Annotated in this window: 14 protein-coding genes; 8 read left to right on the top strand and 6 right to left on the bottom strand. The window is 66.2% G+C overall.

What is annotated here, in order from left to right; genetic code table 11:
* Positions 1 to 73 precede the first annotated feature (73 nt).
* The 5 genes from CF15_RS07270 to CF15_RS07250 all read left to right on the top strand — a co-directional run bounded on the left by CF15_RS07270 (position 74) and on the right by CF15_RS07250 (position 4,727).
* The gene (locus CF15_RS07270; RefSeq protein ID WP_058371194.1) at positions 74 to 1,087 is read left to right on the top strand and encodes an arsenic resistance protein; all 1,014 of its coding nucleotides are present in this window, start codon (positions 74 to 76) and stop codon (positions 1,085 to 1,087) included.
* 70 nt (positions 1,088 to 1,157) lie between these two features.
* Complete coding sequence (locus CF15_RS07265) at positions 1,158 to 1,673, top strand: ATP-binding cassette domain-containing protein (RefSeq protein WP_236698173.1); 516 nt, start codon at positions 1,158 to 1,160, stop codon at positions 1,671 to 1,673.
* Between the two features lie 278 nt (positions 1,674 to 1,951).
* Positions 1,952 to 2,599, top strand: coding sequence for an L-threonylcarbamoyladenylate synthase (locus CF15_RS07260; RefSeq protein WP_201783097.1), 648 nt, complete (start codon positions 1,952 to 1,954; stop codon positions 2,597 to 2,599).
* Between the two features lie 432 nt (positions 2,600 to 3,031).
* Positions 3,032 to 3,916, top strand: a complete 885-nt coding sequence (locus CF15_RS07255) for a mechanosensitive ion channel family protein (RefSeq protein WP_236698172.1) — start codon at positions 3,032 to 3,034, stop codon at positions 3,914 to 3,916.
* Positions 3,870 to 4,727, top strand: a complete 858-nt coding sequence (locus CF15_RS07250) for a Rossmann-like domain-containing protein (RefSeq protein ID WP_058371192.1) — start codon at positions 3,870 to 3,872, stop codon at positions 4,725 to 4,727. Before CF15_RS07255 ends, CF15_RS07250 begins: the two co-directional genes overlap by 47 nt.
* Here the strand turns inward: CF15_RS07250 and CF15_RS07245 are convergent.
* Entirely contained in the window at positions 4,687 to 6,012 is a 1,326-nt protein-coding gene (locus CF15_RS07245) for a radical SAM protein (protein ID WP_058371191.1), read from the bottom strand. The two genes, CF15_RS07250 and CF15_RS07245, sit on opposite strands and share 41 nt — an antisense overlap.
* 254 nt (positions 6,013 to 6,266) lie before the next feature.
* Between CF15_RS07245 and CF15_RS07240 the strand changes: the two genes are divergently transcribed.
* Together CF15_RS07240 and CF15_RS07235 are read left to right on the top strand one after the other, a co-directional pair.
* The gene (locus tag CF15_RS07240) at positions 6,267 to 8,405 is read left to right on the top strand and encodes an ATP-binding protein (protein ID WP_058371190.1); all 2,139 of its coding nucleotides are present in this window, start codon (positions 6,267 to 6,269) and stop codon (positions 8,403 to 8,405) included.
* A 23-nt stretch (positions 8,406 to 8,428) separates the two neighbouring features.
* Positions 8,429 to 9,325, top strand: coding sequence for an ornithine cyclodeaminase family protein (locus tag CF15_RS07235; protein WP_201783096.1), 897 nt, complete (start codon positions 8,429 to 8,431; stop codon positions 9,323 to 9,325).
* On the opposite strand, the gene CF15_RS07230 is transcribed toward CF15_RS07235, so the two are convergent.
* Genes CF15_RS07230 through CF15_RS07215 form a run of 4 tightly spaced genes read right to left on the bottom strand, consistent with a single transcriptional unit; the run spans position 9,269 to position 12,958 of the window.
* Positions 9,269 to 10,426, bottom strand: a complete 1,158-nt coding sequence (locus CF15_RS07230; RefSeq protein WP_058371189.1) for a branched-chain amino acid ABC transporter permease — start codon at positions 10,424 to 10,426, stop codon at positions 9,269 to 9,271. The genes CF15_RS07235 and CF15_RS07230 overlap by 57 nt on opposite strands.
* 16 nt (positions 10,427 to 10,442) lie before the next feature.
* Entirely contained in the window at positions 10,443 to 11,405 is a 963-nt protein-coding gene (locus tag CF15_RS07225; protein WP_058371188.1) for a branched-chain amino acid ABC transporter permease, read from the bottom strand.
* A 17-nt stretch (positions 11,406 to 11,422) separates the two neighbouring features.
* Entirely contained in the window at positions 11,423 to 12,148 is a 726-nt protein-coding gene (locus CF15_RS07220; protein ID WP_058371187.1) for an ABC transporter ATP-binding protein, read from the bottom strand.
* A gap of 6 nt (positions 12,149 to 12,154) precedes the next feature.
* The gene (locus CF15_RS07215) at positions 12,155 to 12,958 is read right to left on the bottom strand and encodes an ABC transporter ATP-binding protein (protein ID WP_058371186.1); all 804 of its coding nucleotides are present in this window, start codon (positions 12,956 to 12,958) and stop codon (positions 12,155 to 12,157) included.
* A 214-nt stretch (positions 12,959 to 13,172) separates the two neighbouring features.
* Here CF15_RS07215 and CF15_RS07210 point away from each other — a divergent pair, with 214 nt between their 5' ends.
* The gene (locus CF15_RS07210) at positions 13,173 to 14,543 is read left to right on the top strand and encodes an ABC transporter substrate-binding protein (RefSeq protein WP_058371185.1); all 1,371 of its coding nucleotides are present in this window, start codon (positions 13,173 to 13,175) and stop codon (positions 14,541 to 14,543) included.
* 240 nt (positions 14,544 to 14,783) lie between these two features.
* Here CF15_RS07210 and CF15_RS07205 read toward each other — a convergent pair whose 3' ends face one another.
* The gene (locus CF15_RS07205; protein WP_058371184.1) at positions 14,784 to 15,683 is read right to left on the bottom strand and encodes a carbon-nitrogen hydrolase family protein; all 900 of its coding nucleotides are present in this window, start codon (positions 15,681 to 15,683) and stop codon (positions 14,784 to 14,786) included.
* Between the last annotated feature and the right edge of the window lie 122 nt (positions 15,684 to 15,805).

The raw sequence follows: 15,805 nt of genomic DNA, 5'->3' as shown, positions 1-15,805 counted from the left end.
CCAACAATATGTTTTTATACAGCATCTCTTCAATATCAGTGATAGGGGTCAGTGATAGGGATAGGTGGTTCATATGCCTGCCAGGGTTAAGCGTATAGCGAAGAACCTCTCGGAGAACATGCTGCAGTACACGATAATAGCCATTATACTCGGGCTCGTGACAGGCTATTACTTCAACCTCAGGCCGCTCTCGGTATTGATAACGCCTGTGGTCCTCCTAATGATCTACCCAATGATGGTTAACCTTTCGCTGGCCAGCCTGCTGAGGATACGGGAGACACTGAAGCCCGTTCTCGAGGCGCTTGTGCTGAACTTCGCGGTAGCGCCGGCTCTGATATACACGCTGGTAGAGGCGTTTCACGCTTCGACCTACATGAAGATAGCGTTGATGCTGCTGTCCGTGGCCCCGAGCTGCAGCATGGGGCTCGGCTACGTGGGGCTCGCGGGAGGCGACATGCTGACGGCCACTACAATAGTTGCCTCGGCCTTCCTGCTATCCCTCGCGGCGCTCCCGGCTGTGGGCTACGTGGCTGCCGGCTCCTCGCTCGGGGTGCCGCCGGGCCTCATACTCAAGAGCCTCGCGGTGGTGCTGGTGGCGCCGCTAGTCCTCGGCGTGGCCGCCAGGGAGTTCATCGAGAGACGCTATGGACTGGAGAAGTACGGGGAGCTGAAGCCATACTTCTCAACGGTGACCCTGGTGAACCTGTACCTGCTGATATACCTTATATTCGCCGTTAAGGCTAGGCTGGTGGTCAGCCACTACCACGACCTAGTGGTGCTCGCCCCGCTGATGCTGGTCTACTACGCTGCCGCTATCTCTCTGCTCCTGGCTGTCAACCTCAAGCTGCTGGGGCTGAGCTACGAGCAGCACCAGGCGGTTGTGTTCACTACTGCGGGCAAGAACGTGGCCCTCACGATAGCTGTGCTGGCCACAGCCTTCGGCAAGGCGGGTAGGTTTATGGCCGTGTACCCGGCTATGGTGGCTCTCATCCAGCCGATCGTGCTGATACTCTACCTCCGGTACAGCGGCCGCGTCAAGGCCTGGTTCGCCGCGAGGACCGCGGCCGCGCAGCGGGTGCCAGCTTAGCCCCCGGGCCTGGCCTATGTTTTTCATCCCCTTGCGGCCTCGGGCCTAACCCCCTCGGGGCCTAGGGGGATTGCAGCCCGGTGGCAGCCCCATCGTCGAGATGAGGGGTATAGTGAAGATCTATCCTGACGGCACCGCCGCGCTCCGTGGCGTCGACCTCCGGCTCGAGCCGGGGGAGATACACGGGCTCCTCGGGGAGAACGGCGCTGGGAAGACCACGCTTATGAAGATCCTTGCCGGCCTCCTCCGCCCCCCCCCCACCCGGGGCGAGATAATCCTCCGGGGTGGGCGGGTCCGGCTCCGGAGTGCAGCCGACGCCCTCCGCCATGGTATTGGGATGGTTCACCAGCACCTCTCCCTGGTCCCCGTGTTCACGGCCTACGAGAACATCGTGCCAGGGCTCGGGGGCAGGGAGCTTAGGACTGCCCGCCGGCGGATCGAGGAGCTTATGCGGGAGACGGGGCTCCACGTGCCGCTCGACGAGCCGGTGGAGAGCCTGTCCTTCGGGGCCCGGCAGAGGGTTGAGATACTCCGGATGCTCCTCCGCGAGGTCGACGTGCTGATACTTGATAGGGCCAACCACTAACCTCACTCCGCTGGAGACCCGGGAGCTCTTCCAGGCCCTCAGGAGGCTGAGGGGCCGCGGGAAGTGGGCGGCGCCGCGCTCTTCGGCTTCTTCGACACCCTCCGCGAGTGGGTCAAGGTCCTCCCGGCTGTGAAGGCCGTGGTGCCCCGACACGCTGATCAACACGATGCCCTACCTGGTGACCCTGGCGGCGGTGGCGGGTGTGCCGCGCCGCGTGAGGCCTCCAAGCCATATTAGGAGTGCCCTACCGCCGCGAGTAGGGGGGAAGGGAGGCCCCCTTGGCGCCGCCCAGGATACTCTACGCCTGGGGCATCCAGGAGGCCCGCCGCGCCGCGCTGGAGGCCTCCTGGCTGGTCAGGGCCGGGGGCTTGGTCGTCTACCCCACCGACACTGTCTACGGGCTCGGCGCCGACCCGCTGAACCCCTGGGCTGTGCTCCGCGTGTACCAGGCCAAGGAGAGGCCGCTGGACAGGCCCCTACCGGTCCTCGTCTCCGGCCCGGAGGAGGCGGAGAAGCTGGTAGCCGTCACCCCCGAGGCGCGGAGGCTCATGGAGAGGCTCTGGCCCGGCCCCCTGACCCTCGTGCTGGAGGCTAGGCCCGGCGTGCCCCGGGTGCTCCACGCCGACACCGGGAGGCTCGGGGTGAGGATGCCCAACCACCCGGCTGCGCTAGCGCTCATAGAGGCCTCCGGCGGCGCCCTGGTCGGGACCAGTGCCAACCTCCACCGGGGCCCCAGCCCGAGGACGGCGCGGGAGGCGCTGGAGCAGCTGGGCTCGAGGGTCGACGCGGTCATCGACGCCGGCCCTGCGCCCGGCGGCACCCCATCCACGGTCCTGGATCTCACCACTAGGCCCCCCAGGCTGGTCCGGAGGGGGCCGGTGGCGAGGGAGGAGATCGAGAGGATCCTCGGAGGCCCGGTTGAGTAGAATGAGTAGAATGTGGAGGAGGGGCCTCGGCGGCGCCCAAACCGCTCACCGCCCCCCGGAGGGCTCGCTCCCCGCAAGGTGGACGGCTCCCCACCGGCCCCCGGGGGCTGGCAGCCCGGGGCCCAGGGGCCTTGTGGCCGCCGCCCCCTGCCGGAGGGGCTGCAGGATGCCCCGGGCTCTGGTCCTCGTGGCTGCGGCTGCACCGTCCCGGGAGGAGCCTGCAGCGCCGGGGGCTATGCAGGGCCGCGAGGAGCAGCCCGGGGATGCGGGGAGCTGGACGCCGCCCTGTGGACCCCGCCCTCATCCAGCTTCCGGGGCGCCGCCCCGGCGTCCGGGCGGGTGGGCCGCCCGCCGTGCCTGGAGCCCAGCGAGCCCTGAGGCTTAAACCCGTCCCGCCCGGCCCTCCTCTAGCCAGCGTGCCCGGGGCCCGGGTTGGCCGGCTCTCTGGCGGCGCTGCTGGCTACGATCGGCTCCTACGTGTACCGGGGCCTCATCTTCGCGGCGGTCATGTCGGCCGGCGTGCTGGTAGCCATGATGGTCCGCCGCATGGTCCGGAGGACCCTCGAGCTGAGCCAGCTCCCCATGCCCGTGGTGGATATAGCGGCGAAGCTCACCTACTATAGCCTCGTGGCCCTCGTGGGCGTCCTGGCCCTTGGGCTGGCGGGCTTCAGCCTGACCGGCTTCGCGTTCGCGGGCAGCATGATAGGCGTCGCGCTCGGCTTCGCCAGCCAGACCGTGGCGTCCAACTTCTTCAGCGGCCTCTTCCTCTACTTCGACAAGCCCCTGAAGCCGGGGGATATAGTGGAGCTGCCGGAGACAGGCGTGCTGGGCCGCGTAGAGGATGTAACCATGTTCTCCACGAGGATAACGACCCTCGACGGGCTCAGCGTACGGGTACCCAACGAGACGGTGTTCCGGAGCACGATAAAGAACCTCTACAGCCACCCAGCCCGGAGGATAGAGTACCTGGTCGGCATAGGCTACGGGGAGAGCATCGAGGAGGCGCGGGAGACAATACTCCGCGTGCTGGCCGGCCACCCCCTGGTGCTGGCCGAGCCCGAGCCCAGGGTGTTCGTAGAGGAGCTGGGCGATAGCGCCGTGGTGCTTCGCGTAGCCTTCTGGGTGCCGAGCACCAAGTGGCTGGAGGTCAAGTGGGAGATGCTCGGCAGGATAAAGGAGGCGCTGGACGAGGCCGGGATAGAGATACCCTTCCCCCAGCGCGTGGTCTGGCTGAGGCGGGAGGAGCCCAGCGCCCCGGAGGAGGCGGGTGATGGAGGCCGGGGAGCCCTGGAGGAGGCTCTCGAGGGCGCTGCTTGAGGCCCTCGACGGCCCCCTCCGCCGCTGGGCGGGGCTGAGGCTGGCGGACGCCTTCGCGGGGCTCAGCCACGTCTACCTCGAGCTGGAGGGCGGCTGGTGCGGGGTCAGCCTGGTCCCCCGCTGGCTCCCCCTGGAGCCGCTCGACGCGGTGCTGGAGGACGCGACCCCCAGGATGCTCGCCAGGCTGGCCGCCCGCGGGGGAGGCCTGGCGGCAGCCTTCGCCGTCGCGGCGGTCAACGCCGCCACGGGTGCGTGGATAGAGTGCAGCCCCGAGCCGGGGGTGGCGGTGCAGAGGACCGGGCTCGCCAGCCTCCTCCGCGTGGAGCGGGGCGACACCGTGGTGATGCTCGGCTACATGCCCGGGCTAGCGGGGGAGCTGGCCGCCCGGGGCGCCAGGGTGGCGGTGGCGGAGCTGGACCCCTCCCTCCTCTCGGAGGCGGAGAGGGCGGGCTACCCCGTGCTCCGCTCCATGGAGGAGACGCTGGAGGCCCTCCGGGCCGCGGACATAGTAGTCGCCTCGGGGAGCGCCGTGCTCGACCCGCCTAGGCTCCTCAAGGAGCTGGCCGCCGCGGGGGCTGCGAGGGAGCGGGTGCTGGCCGGCCCCACCTCCAGCTTCCACCCCCTCGTCGCCGGGAGGCTCGGGGCCACCCTGGTCGCGGGGACCTACATCGATCGGAGCGTCTGCAGGGAGCTGCGCTGGGCGGTGGCGGCCGGCGCCGGGCCCCACAGCCTAGAGCGGCGGCGCCGGGCCCGGCTGGTCAAGTGGGTCGCTAGACCCCCGCCGCCATCCCCCACTCGCGGAGCCCGTTGACGGCCATGTAGAGGCTCCGCTGCATCGCGTGGGCCGTGTAGAGGCTGGCCGTCCTCGTGAGCCTGTAGCAGTCCCCCCTCCTCTCCTCGCCGATCATCCTTAGCAGCGCCTGCACCGTCGCGCTGAGCGGGGCTGCCAGCCGGCCGTAGCGCTCCAGCAGCACTGCGGGGCACCAGCGGAGCCCGAAGGCCATGGCCGAGGCGTAGTAGAGCATGTCCTCCACGGGGCTGAGCCTCCTGGCTAGCAGGGCTGCATGGCCCCTCCTCTCGACCATCCTCATGTAGCCCTCGGGGGTGAAGCAGTTAACGTATACATAGCGCCTGGTGCGGCCTATCCCGCTGAGCCCCAGCGCGAGGAACCTGTCATATTCAACCACGTACTCGTCTATGAGCCTAGAGCCCCGGTTCATACACCAGGGGGTCGCCGGCTGGTAGCCGGCCTCCAGGGCGGCCCTGAGTACAGCCTCATAGAGCCCCGGCTCCTCCGGGTGCCAGGGCCCCTCGCCCCGGATCATCATCAGCCTCCTCCGCCCCGGCGGGGGCATCAACGGGTAGAAGGTGACCTGGCTCGCTCCGAGCCTGAGCGCCCTCAGGGCTTCCTCGTACACCGTCCCGCGCGTGTCCCCCGTGGCGCCCCAGATCATGTCTATATTGAGGGTCTCGAACCGGCCCCTCGCAGCCTCCACTGCCCTCACCGCATCCTCCACTCTGTGGCTGAGCCTGCCGAGCCTCCGCAGCCTCTCGGCGGTAAGCGCCTGGACCCCTATGCTCAGCCTCCTCACGCCCGCCGAGCGGAGCACAGAGACACTTTCATCATTTATATCTATAGGGTTGGCCTCCACCGACACGGCCAGGCCGCGGCCGAAGTAGCTCCGGAGCACATCTATCGTCTCCGCCAGCCCGTATACATCCACGGTGGGCGTACCCCCGCCTATGTAGACGAGGGGCACCCGGACCCTCTCAGCAGTGGAGGCTAGCCACGCGGCCTCCACCGCTAGGGCCTTGAGGTACCTCCGGCTCCTCTCGGGGTCGAAGGGGTAGCGGACGAAGCTGCAGAAGCTGCAGAGAGGCTGGTGGCAGAAAGGCATGTGGACGTAGAGCGCGTGGTCCCCCTCCGCCGCGGCAACCTCCTTCACGTGGCTACGGGGCTCGGCCCTGCTCTCCCGGAGGCCTGTGAAGAACCTCTCGGCCTGCTGGAGCGCCGCGGCCGCGAGCACCCGGGCCAGCCGCACTGAAGCGGGCGGGATCCCGTAGGTCGGCGGCCTCTCGCCTTCTCTGCTGCCCAACCGCCGATCCCACGCCTATTTCTGCGGGATAGTAAGGCTAAATATGCGTCGATTATTTTGTTTATTAGTTTTGTTTCTTGTCTTGGTTTCCGGGATTCCGCTCCCGGGGGCCTCTCCGGGGCTTCTCCTGTCAGGCTCTGGGCCTGGATCTTGGAGACCTATACTTAAAGTAATACCTCCCATCCTAGGGGATGGGGCAGGGGTCCCTGGAGCAAGGACCCCCGGGATAGACTCTGCGGGGATGCAGCGGGGCCTTGAGGGGGAGTGCCAAGGGCGGCGAGCCGGTAGGCATGGTGACCGGTGACTCCAGGCCGGACTACTTCGTCTTCACCGTAGACCCCGAGAGGATACCACCCCTCTACGACTACGTCTACGTTGAGGCCTGGGAGACGCCGCCCGGCGAGGACACGAGGGTTATGGTGAAGATACTCGCCCAGATACGGGCGATGCGCCGGCTCGCCGTGGGCGTGTCCCCCGAGCACCCCTGGCCGGTGATAAGGAACCTCAGCCTCCCCCGGGGCAGCGACACTGTTGTCGCGGCGGCCCGGGTCCTGGGCTATAAGTGGAAGGGCCGCATCTACCTGCCCCGCCACGCTCCTCCGGTGGGGAGCTGGGTCTACCTCGCCTCCGACGAGCTTCTCCGCGACTTCTACTCGGTGGAGGAGCCCCGCCGGCTCCACGTGGGCAGCCTCATCTCGCGGCCCAGCGTCCCTGCCTACCTGGATCTCGAGGGCGTGAAGAGGCATGTGGCGATAATAGCGGCGACGGGCGCGGGGAAGACGTGGGCCAGCGTGGTGCTTATAGAGGAGCTGCTGAAGAAGGGTGCAACCATAGTTGTCCTGGACCCCCACGGCGAGTACACGGCTATGAAGAGGACGGCGTTCCGCCTGGGCCCTGGCTTCGAGGACTCGGTGCGCGTCCTCAAGGCCAGGAGGGACCAGGAGGGGGACATCCAGTACCGGGTCAGCGTGGCCAGCATGTCGGCGGAGGAGCTGGCCTCCATAGCCGGTGTGCCGGCTAAGGCCACGAGGATAAGGAGCGTGATCTACGGCGCTAAGCGGCTCGCCCGCTGGGTGGCCGAGGCGACGGGGGAGAAGAAGTGGCTAGGCCTCCGCGGCATGATAAAGGTGGTGCAGGCCGCCATAGACGCGGCCGAGGTCGCCAAACTGCAGGGTAGCAGGCTGGACCGGTTCGCCGCCGAGCTTCTGCGCCGCCTCAGCGTCACGGCTAGCAGGGACCTGCAGAAGGCCGCGGCCACGGGGAGGCGGCTGGAGGAGATACTCTCGGCCGACGAGGGGCTCGGCCGGGGGATAAGGAGGCTCTGGCTGGCCCTCAGCAAGGACAGCAGCCCCGGCTACGACGCGATACGCTACCTGGAGGAGCTGCGCCGCATAGGGGTCTACGGGGTCGCCCGCCTCCCCCTGGACCAGCTGCTCTGGCCGGGCACGGTCACGGTGGTGAACCTGGCCGGGCTCCGGGCCGAGGTGCAGGACCACCTGGCGTTCAACATCCTCTCGAGGGTGTTCAACGCGAGGCTCCGCCACGTGAGGGGCGTGGGCGGCGAGAGCTACCCCTACCCCGTGGTGGTCGTGGTGGAGGAGGCCCACAGGTTCATGCCGCCTAAGACGCAGAGGCAGACGCGGAGCCGCGACATAGCGGCGACCATAGCCAGTGAGGGCAGGAAGTTCGGCGTCTTCCTCGTAGCTATAACCCAGAGGCCCTCCAGGATAGACCCGGACGTGCTCAGCCAGCTCCAGGGCCAGGTGATACTCCGGATAGTGAACCCCAGGGACCAGGAGGCGGTCCGGGACGCCAGCGAGCAAGTGAGCCAGGACCTGCTGGACAACCTGCCGGGCCTCAACACCGGCGAGGCAGTGGTTGTGGGGCCCCTGGCCCCCAGCCCCATCATGCTCCGGCTCCGGGACAGGGTGCTGGACTACAGTGGCGGCGACCTGAGCCTCGCTGAGGCCTGGGCCGGCGGCCGCGAGGACGCTAGGCTGGTGGAGGAGATCAGAAAGGAGGCCCTGGAGAAGGCCGGCGAGCTTCTCGGCGAGAAGCCCAGCGACCTCGGGGACGCCTTGGCTGCTATAGCCGGGCTCGACCCGGCGCCGGAGATACTGGAGAGGGCGCTCCGGCTCCTCGCCAGGGAGAGGGTGTGGGCCAGCTACAGCGAGGAGACCGGCACGGTCTACGGCGAGGTGGAGACCAGCGGCGGCCGCACCTACGAGGCGAAGGTGAGCCTCGCCGACCGCCGGAGCAGCTGCAGCTGCGGCTCTAGGCAGCCCTGCAGCCACGCGGTCGCTGTCCTCCTCCGCGCCCTGCTCGACGGGCTCCTCGCGGCGCCCAGGCAGCGTGGCGGCCAGGAGGACGCCTGGTGGAGCGACTTCCTCTAGACCCCGTGGAGGTGTGGGCCTCCTTGACGGTCTACCTGGATGCAGGGGACGTGGACCGCCTGGTCGACCCGGAGGGCCTCGTGGAGGATGTGGAGAGGCTGCTGGCCTCCGGGGCCTCTGCGCCTCCCAGGCTCTCGCTGGAGCACCGCGGCTCCTGGCTCGGCGTGATGCCCGCGGCGGGCCAGGGCTTCTACGCGGTTAAGATCGTCGGGGTCTACCCTGGCAACCCGGGGCGGGGCCTGCCCCTGGTCCGGGGCCGCCTGCTCCTCCTGGACGCCGAGACGGGGGAGGCCCTGCTAGAGGCCGACGCCGCCCCCGCCACCGGCTGGAGGACGGCCGCCGCCACGGCCGCCGCGCTCCGCCTCCTGGGCGGGACCAGCGGGGTGCTCGGCGTAGTCGGCGCGGGGGTGCAGGCCCGCTACCACCTCAGGCTGCTAACTCGCCTATACAGCTACAGCACGGTCCTGGTAGCTTCGAGGAACAAGGCGAGGGCGTGGGAGCTGGCCAAGAGCTACGGGGGCGAGGCCGTCTCCCTGGAGAAGCTTCTCCGCCGCTCCGACGTGGTGGTGGCAGCCACCACGTCCCCCAGCCCGGTGGTGCTGGGAGGCCTCCTGCGCAGCGGCGCCGTGGTGGCCAGCGTGGGCGCGCCGAGGCCGGTCAGGGAGCTGGACCGGGAGGTGCTGCTCCGGGCCCGCTGCGCCCTGGTGGACACGAGGGAGGGCGTGCTGAGGGAGAGCGGCGACCTCGACGAGGAGGCGGTGGGGGAGACGGGGGTGGAGCTGGTGGAGCTTGGGGAGGCGCTCCGGGGGAGGAAATGCGGCTGGGGCGATATCGGGCTCTATAAGAGCGTTGGGACCGCGCTGCTAGACCTTGCTGCCGCCCTCCACCTCTACCGCAGGCTGCGCTCCGCCGGCTCTTAGCCCCTGGGCCTTCTCTTCCAGCCTCTTCCTGGGCAGCGGGTAGGTGGTCTTCTCGGGCAGCAGGCCCTGCGGCCTCACCATCAGCAGTATCACTAGCAGGGAGCCCAGCACCAGGTAGTCGAGCCAGGCGGGGTCGAAGGGCAGGTAGGGCGCTATAGCGGTCTTATTGTAGGTTATCATCTGGCGGACCAGCACCAGGGTGAAGACGCCCAGCAGCACGCCCAGGTTGTTAGCCATGCCGCCCAGTATCATCATGGCCCAGACCCAGAAGGTCCAGGACACCCTGTTGTAGGTGGTGGCTATCCAGCCCAGCGACCACGTCATGAACAGCGCGCCCGCCAGCGCCGCCAGAGCGGAGCCCACCATGAGGGTCTTCAGCTTTATCCTCGCCACGTCCTTGCCCAGGCTCTCGGCCGCGACCTCGTTCTCGCGTATGCTCTTCAGCAGCCTGCCCACCGGCGCGCGGGCCAGCAGCTCCATGTAGGCATAGGTTAATGCTGCTATCAGCAGGGTTATCAGCAGCACCGACACCGTGTGGGCGTGGGGCACGCCGGCGCCTCGGAGCATGCTATCCAGCCACACCAGCGTGTTGGGGACCGTCAGCCCCAGGGTGCCGCCCAGCTGGGGGGCGTTGTAGGCCACCCTCAGCGTCGCCTCGGCGGCGGCGAGCAGGAGTATGGCCAGGTAGTCCGCCCGGAGCCTTGCAGCCGGGTAGGCGGCCAGCCAGCCCACCACGGCGCCCAGTGCAGCTGCCACTACCAGCACCAGCAGGAAGAGGCCGGCGGCGAGCCCCGGGTGGGCTGCATAGTACTTGGTCAGCGCCTCCGCTATGAACGCGTTGTACTCGCCGGCGTAGTTGAGGCTCCCCCCAGTGGTTGAGGCCAGCTGCTGCTTCAGACTCTCGGGGAGCAGCGCCACCCCCAGGTAGCCCGGCAGGGCTGCCGCGACAACAGCGCCTATGATCACCGGCAGGTGCTTGCCGAAGTTGGGTATACCTGTTATACCGGCCTCCAGGTTGAGGCTGAGCGCCACGATAGAGTAGACCGCTACCCAGAGCCAGAAGCTAGGCTGGAGCGCCACACCTATAACCGGGATGGCCACGCCCCATCACCCCCTCCTAGCTTGTCTCAACAGCCTCCTCCCTCCTCAGGGTTACGCGTTTAACAAACTTCCTCCAGTTGACCCCCATCAGCCCCTCGGGGGCCAGGAGCAGTACTATAACTATGAGGGATAGGGAGACCACCTTACGGTAGACGACCAGCCCAGGCATGTTGAGCGCCTCGGCGAGCATGCCGGTGCCGAGGGTCTCGCTGAGCCCCACCAGGTAGCCGCCGAGCACGGCGCCCAGCAGGCTCTGCAGCCCGCCCACTATGCTGGCGGCAAACACGCTCACCACCTCCTCGCTGCCCACCACGGGGTTGATGCGGAGCACGAATGAGAGCAGCCCGCCGGCAAGCCCCGCGAACCCGCCGGCGATAATCCAGGAGAGCATGTAGACCAGGTCCACGTTGACCCCTAGCACCTCCGCCAGGCTGGGGTTCTCGATGCTAGCCCTCATCGCCACGCCGAGCCTGGTCCTTGTCAACAGCAGGTAGAGCGCCACCAGGCCGGCGAGCGTGAGACCGACGGAGATCCAGAAGCCCTCCGTCGCGCCCGCGACTCTGCCAGAGACCATGCCGCGGAGGCTCCAGTCCCTGCTCGTGCCCGTGGCCGGGTGCATGCCGGTCAGTATATCGGCGTATATGTTGAGAACGCCTATGAGGAATATGTCGACGCCCAGCGTGGATATCATGAGGCCCAGGGGGTCAGTGCCCCTCCGCTGGAGCGTGCGGAGGACGAGAATATACTGGAGCAGCCCCGCCAGGGCGCCGGCCAGGAAGGACGCGGCAAACCCCAGGCCTATTCCATGCCTATACACCGCTACCACGGTGAACAGCGCGTAGGCGCCCACGATGGCGAGGCTGCCGTGCGCGAAGTTGGGTATCTTAGTGGTTAGGTAGGTCAGCGTGAGCCCTATAGCGAGCAGCGTCAAAGCGTTGGCGTAGATGAGGCTGTTCTGGAGGAATATTATCGACACCATCGCCCCGGGCCTCCGGCTCAGCCCTCGCTGCTGACAAGGCCGAGGTACATGCGGGCCAGGTCTGGGTGCTTGAGGAGCTCGTCCGCCCCTCCCTCGAATGCCACGCGGCCGCCCACCAGGAGGACCGCGTGGTCGCCGTACTCGAGGGCCTTCCTGGCGTTCTGCTCCACCAGCAGGACCGTTATCTTGTACTCGTCGCGGAGCCTCGCTATTATATCGAGTATCTCGAGAGCTATCTTCGGCGCCAGCGCGGCAGTGGGCTCGTCGAAGAGTATGAGCTTGGGCCTCCTTATCAATGCTATCGCTATGGCCAGCATCTGCCTCTCGCCGCCGCTAAGCGTTCCCGCCCGCTGCCCCATCCTCTCCCGTAGCCGGGGGAAAAGCTCCAGGACCTCCTCCACCCGGTCCTGGGCCTGGTTCTCGTCGAGCCCGTAGGTTGCCATGGACAGGTTCTCCCTGACGGTGAGGTTGGCGAACACATTGTTGGTCTGCGGCACGTAGGCCACGCCGAGCTTGGCTATCCTGTGAGGCGGCAGGCCGGCTATGTTCTTGCCGTCGAGGAGTACCTCGCCGCTGTAGATGGTGGTGAGCCCGAATATGGTCTTCAGCGTAGTGCTCTTACCGCTCCCATTGGGCCCCACTATAACGGTTATCTTCTCCGGGGGCACGGTGAAGCTGACGTCAAACAGTATCTGGAGCTTACCATACCCTGCGTTTACCCCGCGGAGCTCAAGCTTGGGCACGGCTCATCACCCTCCAAGGTAGCTGTCGATTACGAGCGGGTTGGATACAACCTCCTCCGGCCTGCCCTCCGCTATGACCCGTCCCCGGGCCATGGCGTAGGCGTAGTCCACGTACTTCATAGCTATATCGAGCCTGTGCTCTATTATAAAGAAGGTTATGCCCTGGTCACGGAGCCTAACTATAAAGTCGAGTATCCTATGCGCGAGCGTAGGGTTAACGCCGGCAATAGGCTCGTCCATGAGCACGAGCTTGGCCCCGCTCATGAGGGTGCGGGCTATCTCCAGCAGCTTCATCTGGCCGCCGCTCAGCTGCCCCGCCGGATGGTCCCAGAGATGGTCGAGGCCCACAAGCCTGAGTATGGAGAAGGCCTTGTCCACGAGCTCCTCCTCCACGGGGAGCCACTTGCCCCGGGCGAGCGGGGCGGTGAAGGACTCGCCCGGGTGCCTCTTCGCAGCGAGGAGGACGTTCTCGAGCACGGTCAGCTTGGGGAAGGGCTGGGGCACCTGGAAGGTCCGGGCCATGCCCAGATGGTAGAGCCTGTGGGGCGGCAGGCCGGTCACATCCCTGCCCTCGAACACCACTCTCCCACCGTCGGGCCGGTAGTAGCCGGCTATCACGTTGAGGAGGGTGGTCTTGCCGCTCCCGTTGGGGCCGATCAGCAGCGTTATGGTCTTCCTGCGTATCTTGACCGTGGCATTGTCCACTGCCACCAGGCCGCCGAACCTCTTCACTATTCTCTCCGCAACAAGTATGTACTCGTTGCCGTGCCCCTCCCTGGGCTCCACCCGCTCCCCCGCCACGGCCTCCATGGAGGACCCTAGGCCCACGAATAGGGCATTAGAGTATTAAAGAGCTTATTCCGGCACACAGGTCAAGCATATAGTGTTATTGATAACGATTAATGATTAGGCAACCAATTATGGGTGCGCTTGGCTCGAAAACATAAAAGGGAGTGGGAATCCCGTACCCCCCGGCCATCAGAGGAATCACGGTCGCGTACGCGTGGGTGGAGGTGAATAGGCCGTGGCGAGCAGCCGTGTAGCCGCAGCAGCTGCAGCCATAATAGTCATCGCTATAGTCGCGCTCGCAGCCTACATGGCCAGCCACAGAGGCGGCGCCCCCAGCGCGCCGGCCAGCGCCCCGGCAACCACAGGTACCCCGCCGGCCGCCACCACGCCGGCGACAACGCAGCAGACGCAGACGGCGCAGGCAACCAGCACCGCTGCCCCCTCGGGCGGCCTCCAGGGCGAGGTGCTGATAGGCGCCCTGCTCCCGCTCACCGGCGACCTCGCCAGCTACGGTGAGAACAGTAAGGCAGCTCTCGAGCTAGCCCAGAAGGATATAAACAACTTCCTGGCCAAGGCCGGCGCGCCCTTCAGGATAAAGATAGTGGTCGAGGACACCCAGACCAAGCCCGAGGTCTGCCTCCAGAAGGTCCAGGCCATGGCCGCTAAGGGCATAAAGTTCTTCATAGGCCCCCAGACCAGCGCCGAGGTGCGCCAGATACTCAACTACGTCAACCAGAACCACCTGCTAATCATAAGCCAGAGCAGCACCGCCCCCAGCCTAGCCATACCCGACGACTACGTGTTCCGCTTCTGCCCCACCGACAACATACAGGGCCCAGTGATAGCCAAGATGGCCAAGTACTTCGGCGCCAAGGCTATAGTGATCATGTGGCGCGGCGACGCCTGGGGCGACGGCCTCCACGATGCCATTAAGAAGGAGGCCCAGAAGCTCGGCATAGAGGTCATCGACGGCCCCAGGTACGACCCCAAGGCCAAGGAGTTCAGCACCGAGGTAGACAGGCTAGCCAGCCTCGTGCAGCAGGCGGTACAGAAGTACGGCAAGGACCACGTGGCAGTAGTCTACATAGGCTTCAACGAGGTAGTCCAGGTGTTCCAGGTGGCCAGCCAGTATGACATACTGAAGCAGGTCCGCTGGTTCGGCAGCGACGGCACCGCCCTGCTAAGCGAGCTGATAAAGGACCCGACCGCCGCCGAGTTCGCCGCCCAGGTGAAGTTCCTCAACCCGATATTCGCTGCCACCCGGAGCCAGAAGTACGAGAAGATAGTAAGCGAGCTCAAGAAGATGCTAGGCCGCGAGCCCGACACCTACGCCCTGGCAGCGTATGACGCTGCCTGGGTGCTGACCCTATCCCTGCTGGCCACCCAGAAGTACGACCCCACCGCTGTCAAGAATATACTGCCCGACGTTGCCTACAACTACTTCGGCGCCACCGGCTGGATAGTGCTTGACAAGGCTGGCGATAGGGCGTTCGCCGACTACAACCTATGGGTGGTGGTCAAGACTCCGCAGGGCTACGATTGGAAGCTGGCCGGCGTCTACCACTACTCCAGCGACAGCTTTAGCTGGTACATCAACCTCCAGTAGGGGAGGGGGGCCTCTGCATCAGGTGCCGGTCCAGGCCATGAACGTAACTCTAGATTCTTTTTAGCAGCCTGCTTAGGCCCCTTACTCCGGCTGCGTCGTGATGCATGAGTCTCCACTCCTTTATCTGCTCGCCGCACCTGCATGGCCGCGGCTGCTCTCGGTGCAGGCATTTTATGCTCGCAGCCCTGTATCCGGCGGCTACTTGGTAGCGGTGCGGGTTGGAGGCTGCTCTACATCTTCCTAGGTCGGCTCTTTCTCCTCGTTACTGGTGCCTGTTGCCAGCTTGTAGCGGCCTGCAAGGTTCTCCACTAGGCTGTCCTTGGCGGCTTTGCAGTATATCGATGAGAGGGCCTTGGCTCGGAGGCTTGTATCAATAATGTCGCGTATGTTGCTTGGCTGCTCCATGACCTCTACCAGCAGGAACGTGTCCTTGGGCTCGTTTATCTCCTCCACTATCCCGCTCTGCGGCTCCACCACCATGGTGGGCATCTCCACTATCTTGTCCACGGTCTCGAAGACAGAGCCCACCGCGAGTATCGGGACGTTGTTCTCCACGCTACGGGCTAGGAGGCTTAGCTTCACCCGGTGCTCGTCCTCCCCGGGCCGGAGGCTCGCTATGAACACTGTCGCGCCCTCGAGGAGGAGGCTGCGGGCCACCTCCGGGTAGTAGATGTCGTCTTCCGCTAGGAGGCCTATGCTCCGGCCGACCTCGTCTACCACTACCAGGCTGCGGCCCGGGCTTATCCCTAGCTCCTCGTCGAGCCCGTTGCTCGCTATCTTGCGGTACTTCGCCAGGAGCGTGCCGTTGGGCGCTATCACCACGGTTGTGAGGAATATCTTGGGGCCCGCCCTCTCTATGATGGGGCCCGCCACCAGGTAGACGCCGTTCTCCAGCGCCACCATGGAGAGATACTCGAAAGTGTTGCCGGGTATCCTCTCCGCCTGGTTCCTGGTTACAGCCCGGTTCCTGGTCCGCGGGTAGTGGAGGAAGAAGGGGCCGACGTTGACGAAGCCCGGGAGGACTACGAGCCTCGCACCCTTGAGCGCGGCCTCCTTCACCAGCTTCCTAGCCTTCTCCAGGTTCGACTTCTTGGCTAGGGGCTTCAGCCTCATATGCACCAGGGCCACAGTTATAGGCACACGCACCTACCTCCGAGCATCCTCCACTCCAGCCCGCTCCAGGGAGCGTAGGGGGACGCGACGCCCCCGGGGGGTGGGCAGCTGGCCCGGGCCCGCGGCGTCTCCTATGCGGTATCTCATGG

Origin of the sequence: Pyrodictium occultum (genome assembly GCF_001462395.1) — an archaeon.
Classification (GTDB): Archaea; Thermoproteota; Thermoprotei_A; order Sulfolobales; family Pyrodictiaceae; genus Pyrodictium; species Pyrodictium occultum.
Note: the sequence above shows the minus strand (reverse complement) of the source record. Positions and strands in the feature narration are given on the sequence as shown.

Coding starts and splice junctions, on each gene's coding strand:
- CF15_RS07270 (WP_058371194.1), top strand. CDS start 74: ATGCCTGCCAGGGTTAAGCGTATAGCGAAGAACCTCTCGGAGAACATG.
- CF15_RS07250 (WP_058371192.1), top strand. CDS start 3,870: ATGGAGGCCGGGGAGCCCTGGAGGAGGCTCTCGAGGGCGCTGCTTGAG.
- CF15_RS07225 (WP_058371188.1), bottom strand. CDS start 11,405: ATGGTGTCGATAATATTCCTCCAGAACAGCCTCATCTACGCCAACGCT.
- CF15_RS07215 (WP_058371186.1), bottom strand. CDS start 12,958: ATGGAGGCCGTGGCGGGGGAGCGGGTGGAGCCCAGGGAGGGGCACGGC.